This is a genomic window from Streptomyces sp. NBC_00459 (assembly GCF_036013955.1).
Classification (GTDB): Bacteria; Actinomycetota; Actinomycetes; order Streptomycetales; family Streptomycetaceae; genus Streptomyces.
The window spans coordinates 5,443,407-5,466,004 of record NZ_CP107903.1; the positions used below are offsets into that span (position 1 = coordinate 5,443,407).

The window sequence follows — 22,598 nt, forward strand, 5'->3', positions numbered from 1 at the left end:
ACGCCGGAGGGGTGTCCGCGCCGGGCCGTCGGCCGACAGGCCTCGCCCTGCGACGGTAACGCGAAGGCAAAATCTCCGCGGTCGGTGCAACATTCCGCAACTTCCGTACAACCATTCCCATCCGTCACGGATCTGAGCGTGCGAGTCAAGAGACTCCCAGATCACTTGGGCCCGGGTGCGACTGCGCGTGGTGCGGACGGACTCCGTACGGATGTGCACCACCGGGCCCCCCTTCTCCACTTGGGGAAACGCATGCGCATACGTGCCACCGTGGTCGCCGTCACCGGCGCCCTGGCCCTCTCCGCCTTCGTCGTGCCTGCCGCGCAGGCCGCTGCGGCGCCCGATGTCACCTTCACCAAGGTGACGATCAACAACGGCAAGCCGATCGTCGCCAAGGCCACGGGGACCACCTCCGTGGCGGTGACGTACACGTTCAAGTACGCCGCCGGGACGGACATCAGCTCGGACAAGCTCATGGTCCTTCCGTTCCTTTACGTGGGGCCCGTCGACGTGAACAAGGTCCGCCTCGGCGGCGACGACCCCGCTACCTGCACGGCCACCTCGTCGACCACCGCCAGCTGCAAGTCCACCTTCGCCCTGAACACCAGCGGAGACGACGCCAGGCTCCGGAACACGGACGCGCGCACGTGGAAGGTGGGCGCCGTCGCCGTCGCCATCTCGGACGGGGGCGAATACAAGGCCCAGGGCGACCTCGGCACGACCCAGGTCAAGTTCCACTCGAAGCTCAACACCGACGCCACCCCGGAGCCGGTCCGCAAGGGCGCGACCATCACGGTCAAGGGCACCCTGACCCGCGCCAACTGGAACACCGGTAAGTACACGGGCTACGTCAACGCCCCGGTGACGCTCCAGTTCAAGAAGAAGGGCGCCACCACCTTCACCACCGTCAAGACGGTCAAGGCGGGTGCCGCCGGCGCCCTGAAGACCACGGTCAAGGCGACGGTCGACGGTACGTACCGGTTCGCGTTCGCGGGCTCCTCGACGACGGCGCCGATCAACGCTGTCGGGGATGTCATCGACGTGAAGTAGGCGGAGTGCGGGCTGCAGGGCTCGTACGACGAATGACGAACGACAAGTGACGAACGAAGGCCGGAGCCGCCCAGCCAGGGCGGCGCCGGCCTTTGCGTTTCGGGCTCCGCTCAGTCGGCCTCGGCTTCGAGGAAGTACTCGTAGCGGTCCAGATCGAGACCGATCCCGGTCAGCCGCCGGAACGCCTCTGCCTGTGCGCCTTTCAGCGGGTACACGTCGGTGATGCGGGCGGGCGGAATGCCGAGCAGTTCGGACGCGTCGTCCACACTCAGGGCGAAGACGTCCGCGACCGAGTCCGGGGTGTCGGCGCCGTTCGCATAGCGGGAGATGAGGAACCTCACTTCTGAACCTTTCAGTGGAAGGTGACGGATGTTACGTGCCAGGCAGGTGTTGGATCTTCGCCCGCAGTGCATCCATCCCGCCCGTCGCAGATCTGAGCACGCGGGTCGACCGGCTCAACTATCACTGGTGACACGTATGCGCATACATGTCACCGTGGCCGTCAAGCTCGGGACCACGGGTCATGTCTCTGTCCCGCTCATCTTCACGCTGACCTACGGCGCTGAGGCCGACATCACCGCCGACGAATTCTTCGTCGACGCGTACGTCTACCGGGGTTCCTTCACCACGGAGACCGTGACGTGGGAAAACAAGACACAGCCAAGTCCTAGGTCAACGGCTACTACCGCTTCAGCTACGCGGGCATCACGTCCACCGCGGGTATCGCCACGGGTGTCTACGTCGACGTGAAGTGAGCGGTCTCCTGAAGTGACAGCCACCGCCCCCAGGGGAAGACAGACCCCCGTCCCTCTGCTCAGCGGGTGGTCACTCCTTGGAGTCCGTGTCGTTCGACAGGAGTTCTCCCACCTCGATTCCGCACTCTCGCTCGATGGTCGCGATGGATGCCTTGCGGGCGGAGTTGTCGACTGTGGCGGAGGTGCCGTCGCCCGTTTGGAGCGAGTCCGCGTACGCGTGCAGGGAGGGGGCGACGCTCTTGCTCGCCATCGCGGCGAGATCCCTCAGGACGGACGCCAGCTCGTCCGGGGTATAGCGGCTCTTCTCCGAAACCGCCAGTGGAGACGCGACGGAACAGAAGGTGTCCGAGGTATCGGCCACTCCCGTGACCTTCTCGTGGCGGGCCACCGCGTCCAGGCCGAAGTACTGCGCCACCTCAGGGTCCGGAGCGGTGCCTCGGAGGAGCTTCCCGACGCCGGAGGTCGGCTGGCCCGCGGCCCGGAAGGCCATGGGTTCTTCCTCGCCGGCGACGAGCTGCCGCCGCATCACCGAGCGATAGGCGTCCACGGTGACAACCTCCCCCTCGAACTCCCCCTCGCCGACCCGGTTGTTGTCGTAGGGCAGGACACCGCCGGATCCCAGCGGTGACCAGACTCCGTCGGAGAAGCGGGCGAAGGCGATCAGGTAGTCGTGGCCGACTTCGAGGCGTGACGTGTTGTGAGAGCCCACACGGACGCGTCCGGCCCCTTTTGTCTGCCATCCGTCGACGGTGATCGAGATGCTGTCGGGCAGAGCCGACGCGCCGGACCGCTCCCACACGCGCCCCGCGATCCGCAGGTCCACCGACCTCGGCAGGTACTCCTCGCCCCCCTCGTCGACATCGCCCGAATCACGCCGCTCGTGTTCGGCCGTCACCCGGACCACGGCGACCTGGTCCGCGTACGATACCCAGTCGGTTGCCGAGCCGGAGGGCACCGCCTCCTTGGTGTCCGAGAGCACGACACTTCGGCCGGGTTCGCGCTCGTCGGGATCGCCACCCAACGGGACGAGCAAGAGCGTAGCGGCGACGGCCGACGCCCCCAGTACGGCTCCCGTGATCTTCGTACGGGCGGTGATCGTCAAGACGTTTCCTCTCTTCGGTCCGACACAGGTCGTCACTGTGACGCTGTGAGGGCCGAGTTCGTTCACCCGAAGTGGCCCACCTCTGTGATCCGGCGTACGGCTGAGCCGTGGCCCGAGAGTTCGGGCCACGGCTCAGCGCGGGTGGTGCAACCCCGGGTCAGGCGGCTGCTGTGCCGTCAGCCGGTGGTGTTCACTCGGTGTCGCCCGTGTCGTTGGGCAGGAGGTTGCCCACGTCGATGGTGCATGCCTGCTCGATCTGGGTCGCCGAGCGCCCGCGCTGCCCACTCCCGGTCCAGGTCGTCGCGCTGCCCGTGTCGCTGCGCAGCTGCGCAGCGTAGAGCGTCAGGTTCCATTTCTCGGCCGATGTGTCGGACATGCCCGCGAGGTCCACGAGGATGTCGGAGAGCTCACCGGGCGTGTACTTGCTCCCAGCCGCGGTCGCGAGTGGCGCAGCCACGCTGCAGAAGGTGTCCTTTGCCCTCGCGGCCGCCAACGCGGCCTTGTACACCAGCTTGGCTCGGGCCACCGCGTCGAGGTTGTAGTTCGCCGCGGCGGTCGGGTCGGGCGTTGCGTTCGTCAGGAACGTTTTGACACTGCTCGCCTTGCTGGCGGCGGCCCGGTAGGCAAGGGGTTCCTCGGAGCCGGAAACCAGCTTTGCCTTTAGCACCGCGCGGTATGCGGTGGCGGAGACGGTGCTGCCCTCGTACTCGCCCTGCCCGATTTCGCTGTTGTCGTAGGGAAGGATACCGCCGGTACCCAACGTCGACCACTCGCCATCGGAGAAGTGGGCGAGCGAGACCAGGTAGTTGTGTCCGACTTCGAGCCGCGAGGCCTCGTGCGACCCCACCCGGGTCTTTGTGTCTCCCTTGAACGACCAGCCGTCCGCGACGATGGTCAGCGTGCTCGGCAGAGCCGTGACCCCGGCGCGAGACCACACACGTTCCTTGACATCAAGGTCGACCGTCCGCGACAGATACCCCTCGCCGGCTGCGATCTCCTCCTCGTCGGCCGGCATTTCATGCTCGGCCGTCACCTGAACGACTGCGGCGTGGTCGCCGTACGACACCCAGTCGGTGCCGGTGGTCGAGGGTATGGCGTCCTTCGACTCGGCGATGAGGATGTCGTTTGCCCGGCTCTCGTGCTGCCCGCGCGCATCGTCGACGAATGGCACGAGTGCGGCGGAACCGGCCAGGACAGCGCCCAGCACAGCCCCCGTGATTTTCGTTCTTGTGGTCATTGCCACGAGATCCCCCCGGATCGGACTTCAGTAAGTCGAGTTGATGTTCTCTTTGTTGCTTGCGCCGAGTCCGTAGACGTCGTTGTACGACATACAGCCGAGCCGGTCGTCGTCAATATCCTTGGCGGGGCTGCCGTTGGGGCCGTGCGTCAGACCGACGGCGTGGCCGGTCTCGTGGCAGGCGTCCGACTTGTTGACCGCGCCGATGCTGTGATGGTCCTTGTTGAAAGCGATGTAGTGCTGGTCGCACTTCCGTGAGGTGACGGCATCGTCGCACCAGGTGATGCCGATCTTCCCCCTCGCCAGGGTCTTCGCCTTGTAGATGACGTCCGTCTCGGCGCCGCCGGCGTAGACGCCTCTGGACTCGATCTTCACCGTGAGGTCGGTCGGCCCGTAGTAGTCCTTTACCGCACGCGCGATGGTGTTCTTCTCAGCTGAGGTCAGACTGCCCTCTCTGTAGACCGTCAGCGTCTTGTTGTCGGTCTGGCAAAAGGTGTCGCCCATGTCGCCGTCCCGGCAGGTCGGGCTGTAGTTGGCGGTCGGATACATGTTGTCGGTGTAGGCCGCCTGAACGACCGTGGCGGTTGCGACCAGAGCTGTAGTCGCAGCTCCGATGGCGAAGATCGTCTTCCGTTTGATCGCCACTCGTTCTCCCCCTGTCTGTCCGCCGACTGTGCAGCTCATAGGAAGTTCCGATGAACGTCAGCGGAAAGTGGATCTTAGGTGATCGTTCAATGGTCGAAAGCTGAGCAAATCTCATTTGACTGATAGTGATCATGGAATGGCCGAATGTGTGCATTCAGTAATGGATATATGGAGAGATCAAGGATGATGTCGCCGAAATGCACCCCTTCAGGGGTGAGTGGAGCTGCACGACTGGCCACAAGCGCTGCAGTCGAAGTTCGGCCGCAACGCTTACGCCGGTAAGCGGCCGGGCGACCCACTTCCACGTGAACTCCAGGGCGGCCGCCGCAACCGCCGCGGTCCTCATCGCGATCCGTGGCATCGTCACCCCGACCAGCTTCGGCGCGAAGAGGTTCTGCAGCCACGGCGCGACGAGCATCAGCAGAACGTCCCGCCTCTGGTGGCGACCAGGACGATCCGCCAGCATGTGTAGGGTCGGGCGACGATCGCCAGTACCCACATCGAGATCAGGAAGAGCGTCAGCGGTGCGGCGCTCGTCACCGCGTCCAAGGTGGCGGCGCTGGAGTGGCCCGCTTGGCAAGTGGCCTCCACTGCCGCGTCGGCGGCGGTGTGAAGAAGAAGCGCATCGTCACGGCTGACTTCAACGGGGACGGTGGGGATGACATCGCAGCTGTCTCCGCCGATGGCGCGTTGTATATCTCTACCTGGGCAAGACTGACGGTTCCTTCGGCCAGCCTCGCTCCACGTGGCCCTATAGGACGTGGACGAGTGGACGCCTCGTCCTGGACGGCGGCTTCAACGGCGCGCTGGCAAGGTCGGCATTGCTGCCATGCGTACTGCTGGCGACCTGCTGCTCTATGTCGGCGCCGGCAATGGTGGACTGGCAGTGAGCCGAACTGTGTGGCCATCCGTGTAGGGCCGCCCGTCGTGAGTATTCGACTTGTGGTTTGTCCCGTACGGAACGGCGTTCCGTACGGGACAAACCACAAGTGGGCATCATGGTGCTGGACCTCATGTGCAGAGTGGTACAGAAATCTGCACCACCCGTACAACCATTCCCGCCCCTCGTGAATCTGAGCATGCGGGTCAACTGACTCAACGATCACTTGGGCCCCCGGTGTGACGACAACCCGCGAGGACGACCATCATCGGGCCCCCTTTCTCCACTTGGGGAAACGCATGCGTATACGTGCCACCGTGGCCGCCGTCTCCGGCGCCCTGGCCCTCTCCGCCCTTGCCGTGCCGGCCGCGCAGGCCGACAGCTCGGTGTCCCGGGCCGACGCCGCCAAGGTCCTTGCGGCCGGCCGGGCCGACTCCGGCAAGTCCGCGTTCAGTACCTCGGCCGCCGCTGACGATCCCGGCGTGCCGTACGCCCTGAACGCCTCCTTCTCCAACATCAAGATCAACAATGGCAAGGCGATCGTGGCGGGCATCACCGGCACGATCACCGTGCCGATCACCTACACGCTGACCCACGGTGCCGATGTCGACATCACCGCCGAGGACTTCTTCACCGACGTCGAGCTGTACTACGGCGCCACGTACGTCGATTCCGACTTCGGGCTGTTCGGTGACGACTGGGCCCACTGCACGGCCAAGTCGACGACCGTCGCCAACTGCACCCAGTCCATCGTGATCCACCCGACCCGGGACCTCTTCAACGAGACCGCCGGAAAGTGGAAGGCGTTCGCGTACGCCGAAGCCTGGAACGGTCAGGACCTCGGCAGCGACGACTTCGACGCCACCAAGGTCGGCGTCGTGGAGAAGGACCTCATCGCCGGCCCCAGCCTCCTGCGCGCCGCGAAGCTGACGGTCAACGCCACGCCCGAGCCGGTCGTCAAGGGCAAGACCATCACCGTCACCGGCAAGCTGACCCGCGCCAACTGGGACGGCGCCAACTACACCGGGTACGCCGGTCAGCCGGTGCAGTTGCAGTTCCGTAAGAACGGGACCAGCGCCTACACCGTCGTCAAGACCATCAAGACGACCACCAAGGGCGACCTGAAGACCACCGTCAAGGCGACCGCCGACGGGTACTTCCGGTACGTCTTCACGGGGACGGCGACCACCGGCGCCCTCGGTGCCGCGCCCGACTTCATCGACGTGAAGTAGGACGCTGAGTTTGGCGTGAAGTAAACGGAGCCAGGGAGGGGACGAGGTTATGGCGGTGTGTCGGAAGTGCGGTGCGGGAAAGCGCCGTTGGCCCCGTTCCTGTTCCCGGTGCCCTTCCCGGTCGGAGCGGGGTGACACGGCCGCGGACGCTGCCGAGCTGGCTGTGGAGACAGGACTGCTCGGGTGGATCGGGCGAGGAGTCATGGGAGTCGTACGGCTGGTGGTGCGCGCGATCGACTGACCGCACCCACGCGGACGCGGCCCGGCCCGCGCGGTGCCCGGCGAGCGGCAGGCCCGGCGCGGTAGGTCCCGTACAGGTGTTAAGTGTTCCAAATCGTCTGCTGGTCGGGCGAAGTGTGTGCAACCGTCGTCGGCCCCCGTGTTCCCGGGGCCGGCGGCGGGCCCATGTGTAAGACGTGCGCAAAATTACGTCCCCTCCGCACAACCAACCGCTCCCGTCACGAATCTGATCATGGGGGCCATCAGGCTCCACGATCACCTGGGCCCCGGGGTGGGCGCGCGCCATGCGCGCGATCGTCGCCGGGTCCCTTCTCCATGTGGGGAACACGCATGCGTATACGTGCCACCGTGGCCGCCGTCTCCGGCGCCCTGGCCCTCTCCGCTCTCGCCGTGCCGGCCGCACAGGCCGATGTCCACGCTTCCGGGGGCGACTCCGCCTACCGCGCGACCGTCGCGAAGATCCTGGGCGCCAGCGGCAAGACCGCGTTCATCACCTCGCCGGTCGCCGCCGCCGAGCCGTCCAAGCTGAACGTCTCCTTCTCCAACTTCAAGGTCGCCAAGTCGATCAACGCCGGCGCCGGCGGTCACCTCGTCGTTCCGGTCACCTACACGCTGACCCACGGCACCGAGGTCAACATCAAGGCCTCCGACTTCGACAGTGGCCCGTACCTGTACCGGGGCGACTTCACGAAGCCGGAGAACGTGATCTTCGGTGAGAAGGCCGGCACCTGCACCGAGACGTCCACGACGACCGCCAACTGCAAGGCCAACCTCGACATCTACCCCGGTGAGGGCGACCTGACCAACACCGACGCCGGTGCCCGCTGGACGGCCGGCGCCCTGGCCATCGCCTTCAACGGGCAGGACCCCGAGGGCGAGGACTTCGACCCCTCCAAGGTCGGCATCGCCCAGCAGGGCGACCTCGGCACCACCACCGTCCGCCGCGTCTCCAAGCTGACGGTCAACGCCACCCCGGAGCCGGTCGTCAAGGGCAAGACCATCACGGTCACCGGCAAGCTGACCCGCGCCAACTGGGACGGGCCCAACTACACCGGGTACGCGACCCAGCCGGTGCAGCTCCAGTTCCGCAAGAACGGGACCAGCACCTACACCGTCGTCAAGACCATCAAGACGACCACCAAGGGTGACCTGAAGACCACCGTCAAGGCGACCGCCGACGGTTTCTTCCGGTACGTCTTCGCGGGTACCACGACCACCGTGGGCGCGAGCGCCGCCGCGGACTTCATCGACGTGAAGTAAACCTCGGTGTAAGGCTCATGCCGGGAAGCGGCGGTCCACCCACCTCCACAGGATCTCCAGGGTGGCCGCCGCCACCGCCGCGATACCCACCGCGATCCACGGCATCGTCGTGCCCACCAGCCTCAGCGCGAAGAACTCCTGGAGCTGCGGCACGACGAGTACCACCAGGAATCCCGCGCCCATCGATGCCACCAGGACGATCCGCCACCAGGTGTAGGGGCGGGCGATGATCGCCAGCACCCACATGGAGATCAGGAACAGGGTGAGGGTCGCGGCACTCGTCTCCGCGTCCAACGCGCCCTCGCCCGTGTAGTAGTGACGGGCAATCAGGTAGCTGGCGAAGGTTGCCACCCCCGCCAGCAGGCCGCCCGGGATCGAGTAGCGCATGACCCGCCGTACGAAGTGGGGTTTCGCGCGTTCCTTGTTGGGGGCCAGGGCCAGGAAGAAGGCCGGGACGCCGATCGTCAGGGTGGAGAGCAGGGTCAAGTGGCGTGGGAGGAACGGGTATTCGACCTGGAAGCAGACCACCAGGACGGCCAGGAGCACCGAGTAGACCGTCTTCACGAGGAACAGGGTCGCCACGCGTGTGATGTTGCCGATGACCCTGCGGCCCTCCGCCACCACCGACGGCAGTGTCGCGAAGCTGTTGTTGAGGAGGACGATCTGGGCCACGGCCCGTGTCGCCTCCGAGCCCGATCCCATGGCCACGCCGATGTCGGCGTCCTTCAGGGCCAGTACGTCGTTCACGCCGTCGCCCGTCATCGCCACCGTGTGCCCGCGTGACTGCAACGCGCCCACCATGTCCCGCTTCTGCTGCGGGGTGACCCGGCCGAAGACCGTCCCCTCGTCGAGCGCCTTCGCCATGTCGTCCTGGGAAGAGGGGAGTTGGCGGGCGTCCACCGTCGAGCCGGTCAGGCCCAGTTTGCCGGCCACCGCGCCCACGGACACCGCGTTGTCGCCCGAGATGACCTTCGCGTCGACGTCCTGCTCGGCGAAGTAGCGAAGCGTGTCCGCCGCGTCGGGGCGCAGACGCTGCTCCAGGACGACCAGGGCGGTGGGGGTCGTACCGGTGGCCACCTCCGGGTGGTCGAGTTCGCGGGTGGTGCGGGTGAGGAGGAGGACGCGCAGGCCGGCCTGGTTGAGGCGGTCCGTCTCGGAGAGGGCCGGGTCCGCGGAGGACAGCAGTACGTCCGGGGCGCCCAGCAGCCAGGTGCTCGTCTCCCCGTTGCCCTCACTGAACGACGCGCCGCTGTACTTGCGCGCCGAGGAAAACGGCAGCGACTCGGTGCAGCGCCAGTCCTCGCTGTCCGGATAGGCGTCGATGATGGCCTGGAGGGAGGCGTTCGGGCGGGGGTCGGACTCGCCGAGCGCACCCAGGACCCGCCGTACGTAGGTCTCGTCGCTGCCGCCCAGGGAGCGCAGCTCGGTCACGTCCATGCCGCCCTCGGTCAGCGTGCCCGTCTTGTCCAGGCAGACCGTGTCGACGCGCGCGAGGCCCTCGATCGCGGGCAACTCCTGTACGAGGCACTGCTGTCGGCCGAGCCGGATGACACCGATCGCGAAGGCGACGGAGGTGAGAAGGACCAGCCCCTCCGGGACCATCGGGACGATGCCGCCCACCGTGCGGGCGATCGAGTCCTTCAAGTCGTTGTCCTTGACGACCAGTTGGGTGATGCACAGGCCGATCGCGGCCGGCAGCATCATCCAGGTCACGTACTTGAGGATCGTCGAGATTCCGGTACGGAGTTCCGAGTGGACGAGCGTGAAACGTGAGGCCTCTTCGGCGAGTTGGGCCGCGTACGCCTCGCGCCCGACCTTCGTGGCCGTGAAGGCGCCGCCGCCCGCGACGACGAAACTGCCCGACATGACCGGGTCGCCGGGCTGTTTGACGACGGGGTCGGCCTCACCGGTGAGCAGCGACTCGTCGATCTCCAGGCCGTCGGCCTCGACGCACTCCCCGTCCACGACGATCTTGTCGCCGGGGCCGATCTCGATGAGGTCCCCGAGGACGATGTCGGAGGTGCTCACCGCTGTGGCGACGCCGTCGCGTCGGACCGTCGGCCTGGCCTCGCCGATCACGGCGAGGGAGTCGAGGGTCTTCTTCGCCCGCCACTCCTGGATGATGCCGATGCCGGTGTTGGCGAGGATGACGTAGCCGAACAGGGTGTCCTGGAACGGGGCGACGAACATCGTGATCAGCCAGAGCACGCCGATGATCGCGTTGAACCGGGTGAAGACGTTGGCACGGACGATCTCGGCGATGCTGCGGCTGCTGCGTACCGGGATGTCGTTGATCTCGCCGCGGGCGACGCGGTCGGCGACCTCGGTGGCGGTGAGGCCCTGGGCGCGGGGGCGGCCCTCGCCTGGTGCGCCTCCGTCGGCCGGGGTGCCCGGCGCGGCGCCGGGGAGCGGGACGGGGTGCACTGGATCGAGTTCGGCGCCGGCGTCGATGTGCGTCATGTGTTCGACGGTACGTGCGGATTTGGGGCTTCACCCGGTGAGTGGGGCAAAGATCCGACCTGGGGAGGAGGGGTGGGGTGAGGAGTGGTGCGGTGGTTGTAGTCGGAGGTGCGTAGGGGGTCGGCGGGTGGGGGTGGCGGTGGGTTGGGTTCGCCCCCGCCGCCCTTGCCCGTCCCGTCCCCGGGGGCTGCGCCCCCAGACCCCCGCTTCGGCCCTGGAGGGGCCTCGTCCTCAAGCGCCGGACGGGCCGGATGGTGCCGGCCCGGACTGAAATGCCTACTCCGACCGCGTCCTCTTGATCGCCGCGTCCCGCCCCCGGACGTACCAGATGCCGATCAGGCCCAGGCCCGTGCCCGCGAGGCACGTCCAGATCCACCACTCGTGGTTGTGGTCCTCGTACCAGCCGTAGAAGGGGAGCTGGGCCAGGAAGAGGACGAACCAGAGGGTGGTGAGGCCTGTGATGGTGGCGACGACGGGACCCTCCAGGGGCTCCGGCGCCTCGTGCTTCGGTGTCCACTTCGCCATGCGCACAGCTTACGAGGCTGCCCGGCGGGTGCTCCGCACGCCCATGGCTCCCTTGGTCGGCTCTTGTACTGCAAGGGTCTACGCGCGGAGATGGCCATTCCGACCTCATATGTTCATACTGAAACGACTTGAGCCTGGCTCTTTTCTTTCGTATGAATCTCCAACACGCCAACAGAAACACGAGCTCTACATGTCCACCTCGGCCCCTGCCAAGGCTCCCTCCCGGGCCCCCGGTGCCCTCGACCGCCATTTCAAGATCTCGGAGCGGGGCAGCACGCTGTCCCGTGAGGTCCGCGGCGGGTTCGCCACCTTCTTCGCGATGGCCTACATCATCGTGCTGAACCCGATCATCCTCGGCAGCGCCAAGGACATGTACGGCCATCAGCTCGACAACGGCCAGCTGGTCACCGCCACCGCCGTGACCGCCGCCTTCACCACGCTGCTCATGGGCGTCGTCGGCAACGTGCCCATCGCGCTCGCGGCCGGACTCGGGGTCAACACCGTCGTCGCGCTCCAGCTCGCACCGCGCATGTCCTGGCCGGACGCCATGGGAATGGTCGTACTCGCCGGGTTCATCGTGATGCTGCTCGTCGCCACGGGGCTTCGTGAGCGCGTCATGAACGCCGTGCCGCTCGGGCTGCGCAAGGGCATCGCGATCGGCATCGGGCTGTTCATCATGCTGATCGGGCTCGTCGACTCCGGGTTCGTGACCCGGATCCCGGACGCAGCGCATACCACCGTGCCGCTGCAGCTCGGCGGGGACGGTCGTCTCGACGGCTGGCCGGTACTCGTCTTCGTCCTGGGTGTCCTGCTCACCCTCGCGCTGATCACCCGCAAGGTGCCCGGCGCGATCCTGATCTCGATCGTCGCCATGACCGTGCTGGCCGTTGTCATCAACGCGGTCGCGACCGTGCCCTCCTGGGGGCTCACCACACCCAAGTGGCCCGGCAATCCGGTCGCCAGCCCCGACTTCGGGCTCATCGGCAAGGTCAGTCTCTTCGGCGGGTTCGACAAGGTCGGCGTGCTGACCGGCACCCTCTTCGTCTTCACCGTCCTGCTCTCGTGCTTCTTCGACGCGATGGGCACGATCATGGGCGTCAGCGACGAGGCCGGACTGACCGACGCCCAGGGCAACATGCCCGGCATCAACAAGGTGCTCTTCGTGGACGGCATCGCCGTCGCCGCCGGTGGCGCCAGCTCCTCCTCCGCCACCACCTGCTTCGTCGAGTCCACCGCCGGGGTGGGGGAGGGGGCCCGCACCGGGTTCGCGAACGTCGTCACCGGTTCGCTCTTCGTCGTCGCGCTGTTCCTGACCCCCGTCGCCACGATGGTGCCCTCCCAGGCGGCGACCCCGGCCCTGCTCGCCGTCGGTTTCCTGATCCTGGCCGGCTCGGTCAGGGAGATCGACTGGGCCGACCACACCATCGCCGTCCCGGCCTTCGTGACGATGGTGATGATGCCCTTCACCTACTCGATCACCAACGGCATCGGCATGGGCTTCATCACCTTCGTGGTGCTGCGGCTGGCGGCCGGTCGCGGGCGCGAGATCCCGGTCGCCATGTACGTCGTCGCCGCCGTCTTCGGGTTCTACTACCTGATGCCGGCCCTGGGCCTGCTCTGACCTGCGACTACCCCCGACCGACCGTGTCCTGCGGGGTGTCTCACGGCACCCCGTAGAACCTCTCCGTCTCCTCGACCGCGCTCTGGAACCGCTCGTCGAAGTCGTTCCGGATGAGCGTCTGGACCACGTAGTCCTGAACGCTCATTCCCCGTTTCGCCGCATGGTCCCGGAGCCGGTCGAGCAGCTCCCCGTCTATCCGCAGGCTGAGCACGTTGGTCCCCATGGAGACGAGGGTCGCGGGCCGATGCGGGGCGGCGGGGGGCTTTTTGCTGTCGATTCACTCGTACGGGTGATGTGGAGGTTCAGTGGCCCTTGTCACGGGCGATTCGGCGCGTCGCGAGTGGTCTTTAGTCAGAGTAATGAGTTAGGCTAAAGAACATGCCGGACCTAACCCATGGCGACGACGCTGCCGCTGTGAACTCACTGCGCTCCGCCGTGATGCGCCTCTCGCGCCGACTCAAGCACCAGCGCGTCGACGAGTCGCTGAGCCCCACCGAGATGTCGGTGCTGGGCACCCTTGCCCGCTGCGGCTCGGCCACGCCGGGCGAGCTGGCCCGCAAGGAGCATGTGCAGCCGCCCTCCATGACTCGTATCGTCGCGTTGCTGGAAGGCAAGGGCCTGGTCCGGCTGGAGCCGCATCCCGAGGATCGGCGCCAGAAGGTCGTCACCCAGACCGAGACGGCCGAGGCGATGCTCGAAGAGAGCCGCCGCAGGCGGAACGCCTGGCTGGCCGGTCTGGTCGAGGACCTGGACGAGGACGAGTGGGCCAAACTGCGCGCCGCCGCCCCCGTACTGGAGAAGCTCGCGCATCTGTAAAGCAGGACCCAGCAAGGAGGCGATTACCTTTGAGTTCGGGAACCGGAGCAGACTCCGCACCCGCACCAGCCACCCACGACCCCCAGCCCGCTCCCCGTCCCACCGCGCCCGTGACTCCTGCGGTACTTGTTCCTTCCACCGCGCCGGTGACTTCCGCGGTGCCTGTCACTTCCACCGCGCCGGTGATTCCCACGAATCCCGTGGCGCCCGTGGCTTCCTCCGTACCCGTGACGCCCGCCGCACCCGTGACGCCCGTCGTGACCGTCGCATCCTCCGCATCCGTCGGGCGCCCCGCGCCCGCTGATTCCCCGGAGCCGTCTGCCGGTCTCCCCGCGCCTTCCGACGGGGCGGAGTCCCCCCGCGCCGGCTCCCGCGCCGCGATGTTCAGTTCGCTGAAGGTCCGGAACTACCGCCTCTTCTTCCTCGGCCAGGTCGTCTCCAACATCGGCACCTGGATGCAGCGCATCGCCCAGGACTGGCTGGTTCTCAGCCTCACCGGCTCGTCGACCGCCGTCGGCATCACGACGGCGCTTCAGTTCCTGCCGATGCTCCTCTTCGGTCTGTACGGCGGTGTCCTCGTCGACCGGCTGCCCAAGCGGCCCACGCTGCTCGTCACGCAGACGATGATGGCCGTCACCGGCCTCGCGCTCGCCGCACTGACCCTCACGGGTGGCGTCGAGGTCTGGCACGTCTACCTCGCCGCCTTCGCCGTCGGTCTCGCCACGGTCGTCGACAACCCGGCCCGGCAGTCCTTCGTGTCCGAGATGGTCGAGCCCGGACAGCTCCAGAACGCCGTGAGCCTCAACTCCGCGAACTTCCAGTCCGCGCGCCTCGTCGGACCCGCCGTCGCCGGTGTGATGATCACCGGCGTAGGCACGGGCTGGGCCTTCCTCGTCAACGGACTGTCCTTCGTCGCCCCCATCGCCGCCCTGCTGCTCATGCGCGGCCGCGAACTGCGCGCCGTGGAGCGGGCGCCGCGCGCCAAGGGGCAACTGCGCGAGGGCTTGCACTATGTCGCCGGGCGGCCCGAGCTGGTCTGGCCGATCGTCCTCGTCGGGTTCATCGGCACCTTCGGCTTCAACTTCCCGGTCGTCCTCTCGGCCTACGCGGACGATGTCTTCCACGCGGGCGCCGGCGCGTACAGCCTCTTCAACACCCTGATGGCGGTCGGCTCACTGGCCGGCGCCCTGCTCGCCGCCCGGCGCGGTACGGCGAGGCTGCGCGTCCTCGTCGCGGCGGCCGTGGCCTTCGGCGCGCTGGAGATCGTGGCCGCGATCGCCCCGTCCCTGTGGCTGTTCGCGCTGCTGATGGTGCCGATCGGGATCGCCGGCCTCACGGTCAACGTCACCGCGAACACCTCGGTCCAGATGGCCACCGACCCGGCCATGCGCGGCCGGGTCATGGCCCTGTTCATGATGGTCTTCATGGGCGGTACGCCGCTGGGCGCACCGGTGGTCGGCTGGATCACGGACGCGTACGGCCCCCGGGTCGGCCTCGCCTTCGGCGGCATCGTCGCGACGGCCGCCGCCCTGACGGTCGGCCTGGTCCTGGCCCGGGTGGGTGGCCTGAAGGTCTCCGCCGACTGGAACTCCGGACATCCGCGCGTCAGCCTCGTCAAGCGGCGGGAAGAAGCAGAGCAGGACGCGAAAGATGCGCAGGACGTGCAAGAAGTGCAGGACGAGGGCCGGCGGGAGACGGTGACCTCCGTGGCGTGAGTACGGTGAGCGCCATGAGTGCCACGAGTGCCACGAACACCGTCAGACTGTTCGCCGCCGTACTGCCTCCCGAGGACGTCTCCGAGCAACTCGCCGACACGGTGGCCGCGTTGAGGAGGCTGCCGGGTGCGGACGGGCTGCGCTGGACCGGCGTACCCGGCTGGCACTTCACCCTCGCCTTCTACGGCGAGGTCGACGAGGACGTCGTACCGGAACTGTCGGAGCGGCTGGCGCGGGCCGCCCACCGCACGGACGCGTTCGCACTGGCGGTGCGCGGCGGCGGGCAGTTCGGGCACGGGCGGGCGTTGTGGGCGGGCGCCGCCGGTGAGGTGAACGCGCTGCGCCTGCTGGCCGACCGCGCGGAGGCGGCGGGGCGGAAGTCGGGCGTCGACATGGGGGAGCACCGGCACTACAAGCCCCACCTCACGGTGGCGCGCAGCCGCGAGGCCTTCGAGGTGCGGCCGTACGTCGAGGCGCTGGACACGTTCACGAGCCGCACATGGACGGTGGACGACCTGGCGCTCGTACGCAGCAATCTGCCGAAGTCGGGGGTACCGGGGGAGCAGCCCCGGTACGAGGTGGTCGCCCGTTGGTCCCTCGCGGCGGCCGGTTAGGCTCGGCGGCGTGAATCCGAAAATCCGGAACCGGGTGATGGCCGGCGCGCTCGTGCTGATGTTCGTTGTGGTGGGGGTGGCGGCGGCGGTCGGGAAATGACGCGGGAGTGATGCGGGAGGGACGCGAGAAGTGCCCTGGGGGAGGGACCTCGTGCGGGCCTCCTCCCGACCGCCGCCCACCTGCTACGGCTGCCGCCCGCTCACCAGGCGAAGGCCTCGGGTGACGGGCCCGGGCCCGGGAAGATCTCGTCGAGCGAGGTCAGCAGCTCGTCGCTCAGCTCCAGCTCGGAGGCCCGTACGGCCGACTCCAACTGCTCCGCGGTGCGCGGTCCGACGATCGGGCCGGTGACGCCGGGGCGCGTGAGCAGCCAGGCGAGAGCCGCCTCACCGGGCTCGATGCCGTGCTTTTCCAGCAGGTCCTCGTACGCCTGGATCTGGGCGCGTGAGGTGGGGTCGGCGAGGGTGTCGGCAGCGCGGCCACTCGCACGCCGGCCGCCCTGGACCTCCTTCTTGATGACGCCGCCGAGCAGCCCGCCGTGCAGCGGCGACCAGGGGATGACGCCGAGCCCGTACTCCTGCGCGGCCGGGATGACCTCCATCTCGGCGCGCCGCTCGGCGAGGTTGTAGAGGCACTGCTCGCTGACGAGTCCGATGGTGCCGCCGCGCCGGGCGGCGATCTCGTTGGCCTGGGCGATCTTGTAGCCCGGGAAGTTGCTCGAACCCGCGTAGAGGATCTTGCCCTGCTGTACGAGCACGTCGATCGCCTGCCAGATCTCCTCGAAGGAGGTCGAGCGGTCGATGTGGTGGAACTGGTAGACGTCGATGTAGTCGGTCTGGAGTCGCTTCAACGACGCGTCCACCGCGCGGCGGATGTTGAGCGCGGAGAGCTTGTCGTGGTTGGGCCAGGCGTCGCCGTCGGCGGCCATGTTGCCGTACACCTTGGTGGCGAGGACCACCTTGTCGCGGCGCTCACCGCCCTTGGCGAACCAGTTGCCGATGATCTCTTCCGTACGGCCCTTGTTCTCGCCCCAGCCATAGACGTTGGCGGTGTCGAAGAAGTCGATCCCCGTGTCCAGGGCCGCGTCCATGATCGCGTGACTGTCGGCTTCGTCGGTCTGGGGGCCGAAGTTCATGGTCCCGAGGACGAGTCGGCTGACCTTGAGTCCTGTGCGTCCGAGCTGCGTGTACTTCATGACTGTTCAGCCAACGTCGTGGAGTGCGCTCTAGGCAAGGGCGGGTTGGGCGGGGGCGTCTGATCTTGACACTAACTGTTGGTTAGTGCTTACGTATGCGCAGCGTTACTCACTTTAAGTTTCAAGATTTAGTTCGTCCTCGACATCCCCGAGAGAGGGAGCGCCGTGACCCCCCACATGCCTGCCCCGCGTATGCCCGTCCGCCGTGTCCTCGTGGCCGCGCTCGCCGTGTCCGCCCTGCTGGGCGCCGCGACCGTGCCCGCCGTCGCCTCGCCGTCCGCCGGTGGGCGTCATGCCGTCGGGAATCCCGGGTACGTCGGTGACGGCGCGCGGCTCAACCACCAGAAGGACGTCGCCGTACGCGTCCTCAAGGGCGTGTTCGAGCGGGGTGACACAGCGATCGTCGACAAGCTCGTGCGGGCCGACTACATCCAGCACAACCCGTTCGCGGCCGACGGTTCCGGGCCGCTGAAGAACCTGGCCGTCAGTGTGCACCAGCAGTTCCCCGAGGCGAAGTACGACGTCAAGCGGGTCATCTCCGAGGGCGATCTCGTCCTCGTGCACTCCAACGTCGTGCTGACGCCGGGGAGCCGGGGCTCGGCCGTCTTCGACATCTTCCGGTTCCAGGGAGGGAAGATCGCCGAGCACTGGGACACCGGCCAGAACGTGCCGGACACCAGCGCGAACGGCAACGACATGTTCTCGACGGTCAGTCGGCCGCAGAGCGAGCAGCCGGGGCCGCGATGGCTCACCGCCTACAACAAGGCGCTCGTGACCAAGGCCTTCGACCAGCTCATTGTCCGCAAGGACCTGTCGGCGCTCGACCGGTACTGGGGGACCGAGTACCACCAGCACAACCCCGACATCGCGGACGGTGTGGCCGGTGCGCGGGAGGGGCTCGGCGGGTTCTTCCGGGCGTTCCCGGAGCTGGCCGTCTCCCGTAAGCGCGTTGTCGCGGAAGGGGATCTGGTCGCCGTGCACAGCCACTACGTGAACGCGCCCGGCGAGCGCGGGCAGGCCGTCGTGGACCTGTTCCGGGTGCGGGGCGGGAAGATCGTCGAGCACTGGGACGTGCTTCAGGACGTGCCGGCCACTTCGGCCAACGACAACACGATGTTCTGAGCGCCGATGTTCTGAGTTCCCTTGTTCTGAGCTCCGAGTTCCGGGCCGAGAACACTGTCGTTCCGTGGGCGACGGGGCCGCCCGGCCTTCTGCCGGGCGGCCCCGAACCGGTCGCCCGGCGGAAGTGGTGGCTGTCGTCAGTGGGCGTCGAACATGCCGGGCTCGTAGTCGCCGGCGGGCTGCTGGACGATGACGTTCATCCGGTTGAAGGCGTTGATGAGGGTGATGGTGAGGATCAGCGCGGTGAGCTGCTCCTCGTCGTAGTGCTTGGCGGCGTCCGCCCAGGCCTCGTCGGTGACGCCGCCGGCCGCGTCCGCGATGCGGGTGGCCTGCTCGGTCAGCTCCAGTGCGGCGCGCTCGGCGTCGGTGAAGACCTTTGCCTCGCGCCAGGCGGCGACCAGGTGGAGGCGCTGCGCGGTCTCGCCCGCGGCGGCGGCGTCCTTGGTGTGCATGTCGGTGCAGAAGCCGCAGCCGTTGATCTGGCTGGCGCGGAGCCGCACCAACTCCTGTGTCGCGAGCGGCAGGGCCGAGTCCGCGGCAGCCTTGCCCGCCGCGACGAGGTGCTTCGTGGCCTTGGTGGCGATCGGGCTGGCGAAGAGGTTCAAACGGGCTTCCATGGTGGGCTCCTCCGTCTTTGCTGCTGCCTTTGTCGGGCGTTACACACGAACGACGGGACTCAGTCGCGGGATGTGACATGCGCGAGCGAATGTGACGTGGGTCTCGTCGGAGTGTGCGAGCTGAGGTCGGGTCGCCGGGATGTCGAATGCGTCTGTTCCCGATCGACGTGGGAGTGGGAGTGAGGAAGCACACCCCAGGACCTCAGACCTCCGGCATCAGGAGCACAGCACCATGACCGAGACCGACAGCGTGACCGTGACCGCGGATCTGGCCATCTCCCTCGACGGCTTCATCGCCGGCACCGACGTCACCCTCGACAACCCCGGAGGGGACGGCGCCGAGCCGCTCTTCGAGTGGATCCACAACCTGGCGAGCTGGCGGGAACGCCAGGGCATGTCCGGCGGGGAGGAGAACCGCGACTCCGAGCTGATGCGCGAGTGGTTCGACGCCACCGGAGCGGTGGTCATGGGCCGGATGATGTACGACACGGGCGAGAGGTTCTGGGGCGACAACCCGCCGTTCCGGACCCCGGTCTTCGTGCTCACCCACCGGCCCCGGCCCACCCTGGTCAAGGAGGGCGGCACCACCTTCACCTTCGTCACCGAGGGCATCCACAGCGCCCTCGACCGGGCGAAGGAGGCGGCCGGGGACAGGAACGTCGACATCGCGGGCGGGGCGAAGACCGTGCGGCAGTACCTCGCGGAGGGGCTCATCGACGAGCTGCAACTGCACGTCGTACCCGCGCTCCTCGGGGACGGGCTGCGGCTCTTCGGGGGGCAGGGCCCGGCGCGGCGGACCCTCGAAAAGGTCCGGGTGGTCGACACCCCCCTGGCCACGCACCTGAAGTACCGCTTCGCGGCGTCCAGTCGCTAGTCGCGCGGGAACTCGTCCGTCCTGAGGGTGAGGTCGACGACGGTGTCGCCGAGGTCCACGTCGTCGCCGAAGGGGAGTTTCGTCTCGGTCGCGTACTCGCCGTTCTTGGGGTGGGTGTAGAGGAAGCACCTGCCCTGGTAGGGATCGGCGATGAGATAGACGGGAACTTCGGCCTCCGCGTAGGCGGACTTCTTGGGGCCGTAGTCATTGGCGGCGGTCTTCTTCGAGATCACTTCGGCGACGAACTCGACGTCCTGGTAGCGCCACAGGCCGTTGTCGCCCTTCTCGGCACCTTCGGTCATGAGCGTGACGTCGGAGGAGAAGCCGTTGAGGTGGCCCGGGTAGTCGATGCGGACGTCGGACTTCACGCGCTTGCGCGGGTACTTGGCGCGCAGCTGATCGTAGATGGCTGCAATGATCTCCCAGTGGGTGTCCCGCTGCGGCGACATGAAGATGTTCCCTCCGACGATCTCGACCCTGTATCCGTCGGGGATGGGGCTCTTCTCAAGCCACTCGAACATCGTGTCGAGCGTCAGCTTGTCGCTGTTGTCGTCGATGTCGGCCATCTCGATCCTGTCTTCAAGGACGGTCACCGTGGCACTCCTCCCCGGCTGTGCCCCGGACGAGCGCAGCCGTGCGGTACAACGATACGCACGGTGACCATGGCACGCCCGGATTCGGTCAGTCGGTTTCAGCCCCGTACCGGTCCCCCAGATCCCAGGCCTCGTGCAGCGAGTCCGCGAACGCGCCCGCGATCTTGTGCTCGCCGTTCGCGTTGGGGTGCGTGCCGTCGTACGTGTCGTGGTGGATGTCGTACGACGGCGGGGGCGACGTCAGGAGCAGGGGGGAGCGGGGTTCGTCCAGGTCGGCCACCGTCTTCGCCAGGAGTTCGTTGAAGCGGGTGACCTGGGCGGCGAAGGGCGGGTCGGTCTCCGCGCGGACGTTCGGGATCACCGGGAGCAGGGCGATGGCGATGCGCGGGTTGGAGCGTCGTGCCTCGGCCACGAAGAGGCGGGTGTTCGCCGTCGTCTGTTCCGCGTCCGTGTAGAAGCCGAGGTCGATCAGCCCCAGGGAGACCAGCAGGACGTCCGGCTTGTGGGCGCGTACCGCGTCGGCGATGAGCGGGGTGATGTGGTGCCAGCCCTCGCCCCAGCCGGCCAGGTGGGCGCGGGGGAAGTCGGGGTCGGCGTACTCGTACGAGTCGGCGGTGTCCGTCGCCTTGTCGTACAGCGCCTCGCGCGGGCCGACGATCTGGAACGGGCCGCCGTACGTCTCCCGCAGGTGCTGCCACAGCCGGTAGCGCCAGGTGTGTTCACCGGCACTGCCGATGGTCATGGAGTCGCCTACGGGCATCAACCTGAGCATCCGCTCATGATGAGGGATGAGAGGGATGGACGGGGGAGTGTGGGACGCGTGCGGTGTGTGAGTCAGGCCACCCGGTGTCAGGTGTATGTCAGCTTGCGGGCAGTTGTACGTCAGTGAGCGGGCGATCCGGCACCGACTCCGCTCGTCCCCGCACGGATCCGGCGGCTGATTCGGCAGGCCCTCAGGGTCATGGGCCTCGTATCGATCGCCGGGATGGCACGCTTGAGGGCATGCGCCGATCGCTCGCCCTCCTCGCCGGGGGCCTACTCGTCGGGGCGCTCGCCGCGCCCGCCTCCGCTGCCGATGGTGACCAGGACTTCACCATCAAGGACTCGCGGATCACCGAGTCCAGCGGTCTCGCCGCCTCCCGCCAGCACCCCGGCATCTACTGGACCCACAACGACAGTGACGACGGCGCCTTCCTGTACGCGATCGACAGCGCGACCGGGCAGACCGTCGCCACCGTCACCATGACCGGTGTGGGCACGCCCCGCGACATCGAGGCCATCTCCATCGGGCCGAACAACCAGATCTACGTCGGCGACATCGGCGACAACGACGGAGTGACCTGGGATCACGTCTGGATCTACCAGCTCACCGAGCCCAAGGTGCTGAAGAACCGGACGATCCGCGCCACGCAGTACGTCGTGAAGTACTCGGACGGTTCGCGCGACGCCGAGTCCCTCGTGGTCCATCCGAAGACGGGGCGCGTCTACATCATCGACAAGCAGGAGGACGGCGGCCATCTGTACGCCGGCCCGGCCAGGCTCTCCTCCTCCGGCACCAACGTCTTCCGGCCCGTCGCCGCCGTCGACATGTGGGCCACCGACGCCGCGTTCTCGCCCGACGGGCGGCAGTTGGCCGTACGCGGGTACTTCGGGGGCGTCTCCTACGCCTGGAACGGCGGCAAGTTGAAGCGGCAGGGGCAGCTGGACGTGCCGTTGCAGCAGCAGGGGGAGTCGGTCACGTACAGCCGTGATGGGTCCAAGATCATGTATGGGAGCGAGGGCGCCCAGAGCGGGGTCGAGGCCGAGGACGCTCCTTCGTACGGCAAGTCCGGTGACTCCGACTCGGCTTCCGGCAACGGGAGTTCGGCCTCGGGGAGCGGGGAGGGCGGGGGCTCGGAGGGGAACGTCAGGAACGGGGCCATCGCTGTGGGCGTGCTCTTCATCGCCTATCTCGGGCTGAAGCGGCTTCGGCGGCGGCCGTCGTCGTGATCGTCCCGGTGGCCGGTCCCGCGAGTTGAGCCGCTGCGCCGCCGAGCGTTCCGGACGG

Annotated in this window: 21 protein-coding genes and 1 pseudogene; 10 read left to right on the forward strand and 12 right to left on the reverse strand. The window is 67.7% G+C overall.

Translation table 11 applies throughout. The annotated features are described in order from the left end of the window. The first annotated feature begins 252 nt into the window (after positions 1 to 252). Positions 253 to 1,050: a hypothetical protein gene (locus OHN74_RS24035; protein WP_327696631.1), complete on the forward strand. Its 798-nt coding sequence runs from the start codon at positions 253 to 255 to the stop codon at positions 1,048 to 1,050. Positions 1,051 to 1,160: 110 nt separating this feature from the next. On the opposite strand, the gene OHN74_RS24040 is transcribed toward OHN74_RS24035, so the two are convergent. The 5 genes and pseudogenes from OHN74_RS24040 to OHN74_RS24060 form a co-directional block, all read right to left on the reverse strand. Further along, positions 1,161 to 1,391, reverse strand: coding sequence for a DUF7683 domain-containing protein (locus tag OHN74_RS24040; protein WP_327696632.1), 231 nt, complete (start codon positions 1,389 to 1,391; stop codon positions 1,161 to 1,163). A 484-nt stretch (positions 1,392 to 1,875) separates the two neighbouring features. Next, positions 1,876 to 2,907: a hypothetical protein gene (locus tag OHN74_RS24045; protein WP_327696633.1), complete on the reverse strand. Its 1,032-nt coding sequence runs from the start codon at positions 2,905 to 2,907 to the stop codon at positions 1,876 to 1,878. Positions 2,908 to 3,097: 190 nt separating this feature from the next. Next, the gene (locus tag OHN74_RS24050) at positions 3,098 to 4,144 is read right to left on the reverse strand and encodes a hypothetical protein (RefSeq protein WP_327696634.1); all 1,047 of its coding nucleotides are present in this window, start codon (positions 4,142 to 4,144) and stop codon (positions 3,098 to 3,100) included. A 27-nt stretch (positions 4,145 to 4,171) separates the two neighbouring features. Further along, positions 4,172 to 4,789 carry a hypothetical protein gene (locus tag OHN74_RS24055; RefSeq protein WP_327696635.1) on the reverse strand — a complete coding sequence of 206 codons (618 nt, stop codon included), beginning with the start codon at positions 4,787 to 4,789 and terminating at the stop codon, positions 4,172 to 4,174. Positions 4,790 to 5,075: 286 nt separating this feature from the next. After that, a pseudogene (locus OHN74_RS24060) lies at positions 5,076 to 5,356 on the reverse strand (cation-translocating P-type ATPase); the annotation flags it as partial. A 612-nt stretch (positions 5,357 to 5,968) separates the two neighbouring features. On the opposite strand from OHN74_RS24060, the gene OHN74_RS24065 reads away from it, so the two are divergent. Together OHN74_RS24065 and OHN74_RS24070 are read left to right on the forward strand one after the other, a co-directional pair. Further along, positions 5,969 to 6,901 (forward strand): hypothetical protein, encoded by a 933-nt coding sequence (locus tag OHN74_RS24065; protein ID WP_327696636.1) that lies wholly within the window; start codon positions 5,969 to 5,971, stop codon positions 6,899 to 6,901. Positions 6,902 to 7,471: 570 nt separating this feature from the next. Beyond that, on the forward strand, positions 7,472 to 8,401 hold the full coding sequence (locus OHN74_RS24070) for a hypothetical protein (RefSeq protein WP_327696637.1): 930 nt from the start codon (positions 7,472 to 7,474) through the stop codon (positions 8,399 to 8,401). A gap of 15 nt (positions 8,402 to 8,416) precedes the next feature. On the opposite strand, the gene OHN74_RS24075 is transcribed toward OHN74_RS24070, so the two are convergent. Both OHN74_RS24075 and OHN74_RS24080 read right to left on the reverse strand, forming a co-directional pair. Continuing rightward, positions 8,417 to 10,861 (reverse strand): HAD-IC family P-type ATPase, encoded by a 2,445-nt coding sequence (locus tag OHN74_RS24075; protein ID WP_327696638.1) that lies wholly within the window; start codon positions 10,859 to 10,861, stop codon positions 8,417 to 8,419. A gap of 276 nt (positions 10,862 to 11,137) precedes the next feature. Continuing rightward, positions 11,138 to 11,386, reverse strand: coding sequence for a DUF2530 domain-containing protein (locus tag OHN74_RS24080; RefSeq protein WP_327696639.1), 249 nt, complete (start codon positions 11,384 to 11,386; stop codon positions 11,138 to 11,140). A 190-nt stretch (positions 11,387 to 11,576) separates the two neighbouring features. On the opposite strand from OHN74_RS24080, the gene OHN74_RS24085 reads away from it, so the two are divergent. Next, positions 11,577 to 13,007 carry an NCS2 family permease gene (locus tag OHN74_RS24085; protein ID WP_327696640.1) on the forward strand — a complete coding sequence of 477 codons (1,431 nt, stop codon included), beginning with the start codon at positions 11,577 to 11,579 and terminating at the stop codon, positions 13,005 to 13,007. A 40-nt stretch (positions 13,008 to 13,047) separates the two neighbouring features. Here OHN74_RS24085 and OHN74_RS24090 read toward each other — a convergent pair whose 3' ends face one another. Further along, positions 13,048 to 13,230, reverse strand: a complete 183-nt coding sequence (locus OHN74_RS24090; protein ID WP_319095471.1) for a ribbon-helix-helix protein, CopG family — start codon at positions 13,228 to 13,230, stop codon at positions 13,048 to 13,050. A 155-nt stretch (positions 13,231 to 13,385) separates the two neighbouring features. Here OHN74_RS24090 and OHN74_RS24095 point away from each other — a divergent pair, with 155 nt between their 5' ends. From OHN74_RS24095 to thpR, 3 genes are all read left to right on the forward strand, one after another. After that, on the forward strand, positions 13,386 to 13,823 hold the full coding sequence (locus OHN74_RS24095) for a MarR family winged helix-turn-helix transcriptional regulator (RefSeq protein ID WP_319095470.1): 438 nt from the start codon (positions 13,386 to 13,388) through the stop codon (positions 13,821 to 13,823). Between the two features lie 380 nt (positions 13,824 to 14,203). After that, a complete protein-coding gene (locus OHN74_RS24100; protein WP_327696641.1) occupies positions 14,204 to 15,538 on the forward strand; it encodes an MFS transporter in 1,335 nt (444 codons plus the stop codon). 14 nt (positions 15,539 to 15,552) lie between these two features. Further along, positions 15,553 to 16,152, forward strand: coding sequence for an RNA 2',3'-cyclic phosphodiesterase (gene thpR, locus OHN74_RS24105; protein WP_327696642.1), 600 nt, complete (start codon positions 15,553 to 15,555; stop codon positions 16,150 to 16,152). Between the two features lie 200 nt (positions 16,153 to 16,352). Here the strand turns inward: thpR and OHN74_RS24110 are convergent, their stop codons facing one another. Next, the gene (locus tag OHN74_RS24110) at positions 16,353 to 17,345 is read right to left on the reverse strand and encodes an aldo/keto reductase (protein WP_327696643.1); all 993 of its coding nucleotides are present in this window, start codon (positions 17,343 to 17,345) and stop codon (positions 16,353 to 16,355) included. A gap of 165 nt (positions 17,346 to 17,510) precedes the next feature. Between OHN74_RS24110 and OHN74_RS24115 the strand changes: the two genes are divergently transcribed. Beyond that, entirely contained in the window at positions 17,511 to 18,467 is a 957-nt protein-coding gene (locus OHN74_RS24115) for a nuclear transport factor 2 family protein (RefSeq protein ID WP_327696645.1), read from the forward strand. Positions 18,468 to 18,604: 137 nt separating this feature from the next. On the opposite strand, the gene OHN74_RS24120 is transcribed toward OHN74_RS24115, so the two are convergent. Beyond that, positions 18,605 to 19,084 (reverse strand): carboxymuconolactone decarboxylase family protein, encoded by a 480-nt coding sequence (locus tag OHN74_RS24120; protein ID WP_327696646.1) that lies wholly within the window; start codon positions 19,082 to 19,084, stop codon positions 18,605 to 18,607. A 232-nt stretch (positions 19,085 to 19,316) separates the two neighbouring features. Here OHN74_RS24120 and OHN74_RS24125 point away from each other — a divergent pair, with 232 nt between their 5' ends. After that, the gene (locus tag OHN74_RS24125) at positions 19,317 to 19,958 is read left to right on the forward strand and encodes a dihydrofolate reductase family protein (protein ID WP_327696647.1); all 642 of its coding nucleotides are present in this window, start codon (positions 19,317 to 19,319) and stop codon (positions 19,956 to 19,958) included. On the opposite strand, the gene OHN74_RS24130 is transcribed toward OHN74_RS24125, so the two are convergent. Together OHN74_RS24130 and OHN74_RS24135 are read right to left on the reverse strand one after the other, a co-directional pair. Next, entirely contained in the window at positions 19,955 to 20,551 is a 597-nt protein-coding gene (locus tag OHN74_RS24130) for a Uma2 family endonuclease (protein WP_327696649.1), read from the reverse strand. The two genes, OHN74_RS24125 and OHN74_RS24130, sit on opposite strands and share 4 nt — an antisense overlap. 88 nt (positions 20,552 to 20,639) lie before the next feature. Continuing rightward, on the reverse strand, positions 20,640 to 21,323 hold the full coding sequence (locus OHN74_RS24135; protein WP_327696650.1) for a GDSL-type esterase/lipase family protein: 684 nt from the start codon (positions 21,321 to 21,323) through the stop codon (positions 20,640 to 20,642). A 230-nt stretch (positions 21,324 to 21,553) separates the two neighbouring features. Between OHN74_RS24135 and OHN74_RS24140 the strand changes: the two genes are divergently transcribed. Continuing rightward, positions 21,554 to 22,540 carry a WD40 repeat domain-containing protein gene (locus tag OHN74_RS24140; protein ID WP_327696651.1) on the forward strand — a complete coding sequence of 329 codons (987 nt, stop codon included), beginning with the start codon at positions 21,554 to 21,556 and terminating at the stop codon, positions 22,538 to 22,540. The last annotated feature ends 58 nt before the right edge of the window (positions 22,541 to 22,598 follow it).

Bases quoted from the DNA above. Each gene is read 5' to 3' on its own strand.
- OHN74_RS24035 (WP_327696631.1), top strand. From the start codon at position 253: ATGCGCATACGTGCCACCGTGGTCGCCGTCACCGGCGCCCTGGCCCTC.
- OHN74_RS24050 (WP_327696634.1), bottom strand. From the start codon at position 4,144: ATGACCACAAGAACGAAAATCACGGGGGCTGTGCTGGGCGCTGTCCTG.
- OHN74_RS24065 (WP_327696636.1), top strand. From the start codon at position 5,969: ATGCGTATACGTGCCACCGTGGCCGCCGTCTCCGGCGCCCTGGCCCTC.
- OHN74_RS24070 (WP_327696637.1), top strand. From the start codon at position 7,472: ATGCGTATACGTGCCACCGTGGCCGCCGTCTCCGGCGCCCTGGCCCTC.
- OHN74_RS24075 (WP_327696638.1), bottom strand. From the start codon at position 10,861: ATGACGCACATCGACGCCGGCGCCGAACTCGATCCAGTGCACCCCGTC.
- OHN74_RS24080 (WP_327696639.1), bottom strand. From the start codon at position 11,386: ATGGCGAAGTGGACACCGAAGCACGAGGCGCCGGAGCCCCTGGAGGGT.
- OHN74_RS24085 (WP_327696640.1), top strand. From the start codon at position 11,577: ATGTCCACCTCGGCCCCTGCCAAGGCTCCCTCCCGGGCCCCCGGTGCC.
- OHN74_RS24090 (WP_319095471.1), bottom strand. From the start codon at position 13,230: ATGGGGACCAACGTGCTCAGCCTGCGGATAGACGGGGAGCTGCTCGAC.
- OHN74_RS24095 (WP_319095470.1), top strand. From the start codon at position 13,386: ATGCCGGACCTAACCCATGGCGACGACGCTGCCGCTGTGAACTCACTG.
- OHN74_RS24100 (WP_327696641.1), top strand. From the start codon at position 14,204: ATGTTCAGTTCGCTGAAGGTCCGGAACTACCGCCTCTTCTTCCTCGGC.
- thpR (WP_327696642.1), top strand. From the start codon at position 15,553: ATGAGTGCCACGAGTGCCACGAACACCGTCAGACTGTTCGCCGCCGTA.
- OHN74_RS24110 (WP_327696643.1), bottom strand. From the start codon at position 17,345: ATGAAGTACACGCAGCTCGGACGCACAGGACTCAAGGTCAGCCGACTC.
- OHN74_RS24120 (WP_327696646.1), bottom strand. From the start codon at position 19,084: ATGGAAGCCCGTTTGAACCTCTTCGCCAGCCCGATCGCCACCAAGGCC.
- OHN74_RS24125 (WP_327696647.1), top strand. From the start codon at position 19,317: ATGACCGAGACCGACAGCGTGACCGTGACCGCGGATCTGGCCATCTCC.
- OHN74_RS24135 (WP_327696650.1), bottom strand. From the start codon at position 21,323: ATGCTCAGGTTGATGCCCGTAGGCGACTCCATGACCATCGGCAGTGCC.
- OHN74_RS24140 (WP_327696651.1), top strand. From the start codon at position 21,554: ATGCGCCGATCGCTCGCCCTCCTCGCCGGGGGCCTACTCGTCGGGGCG.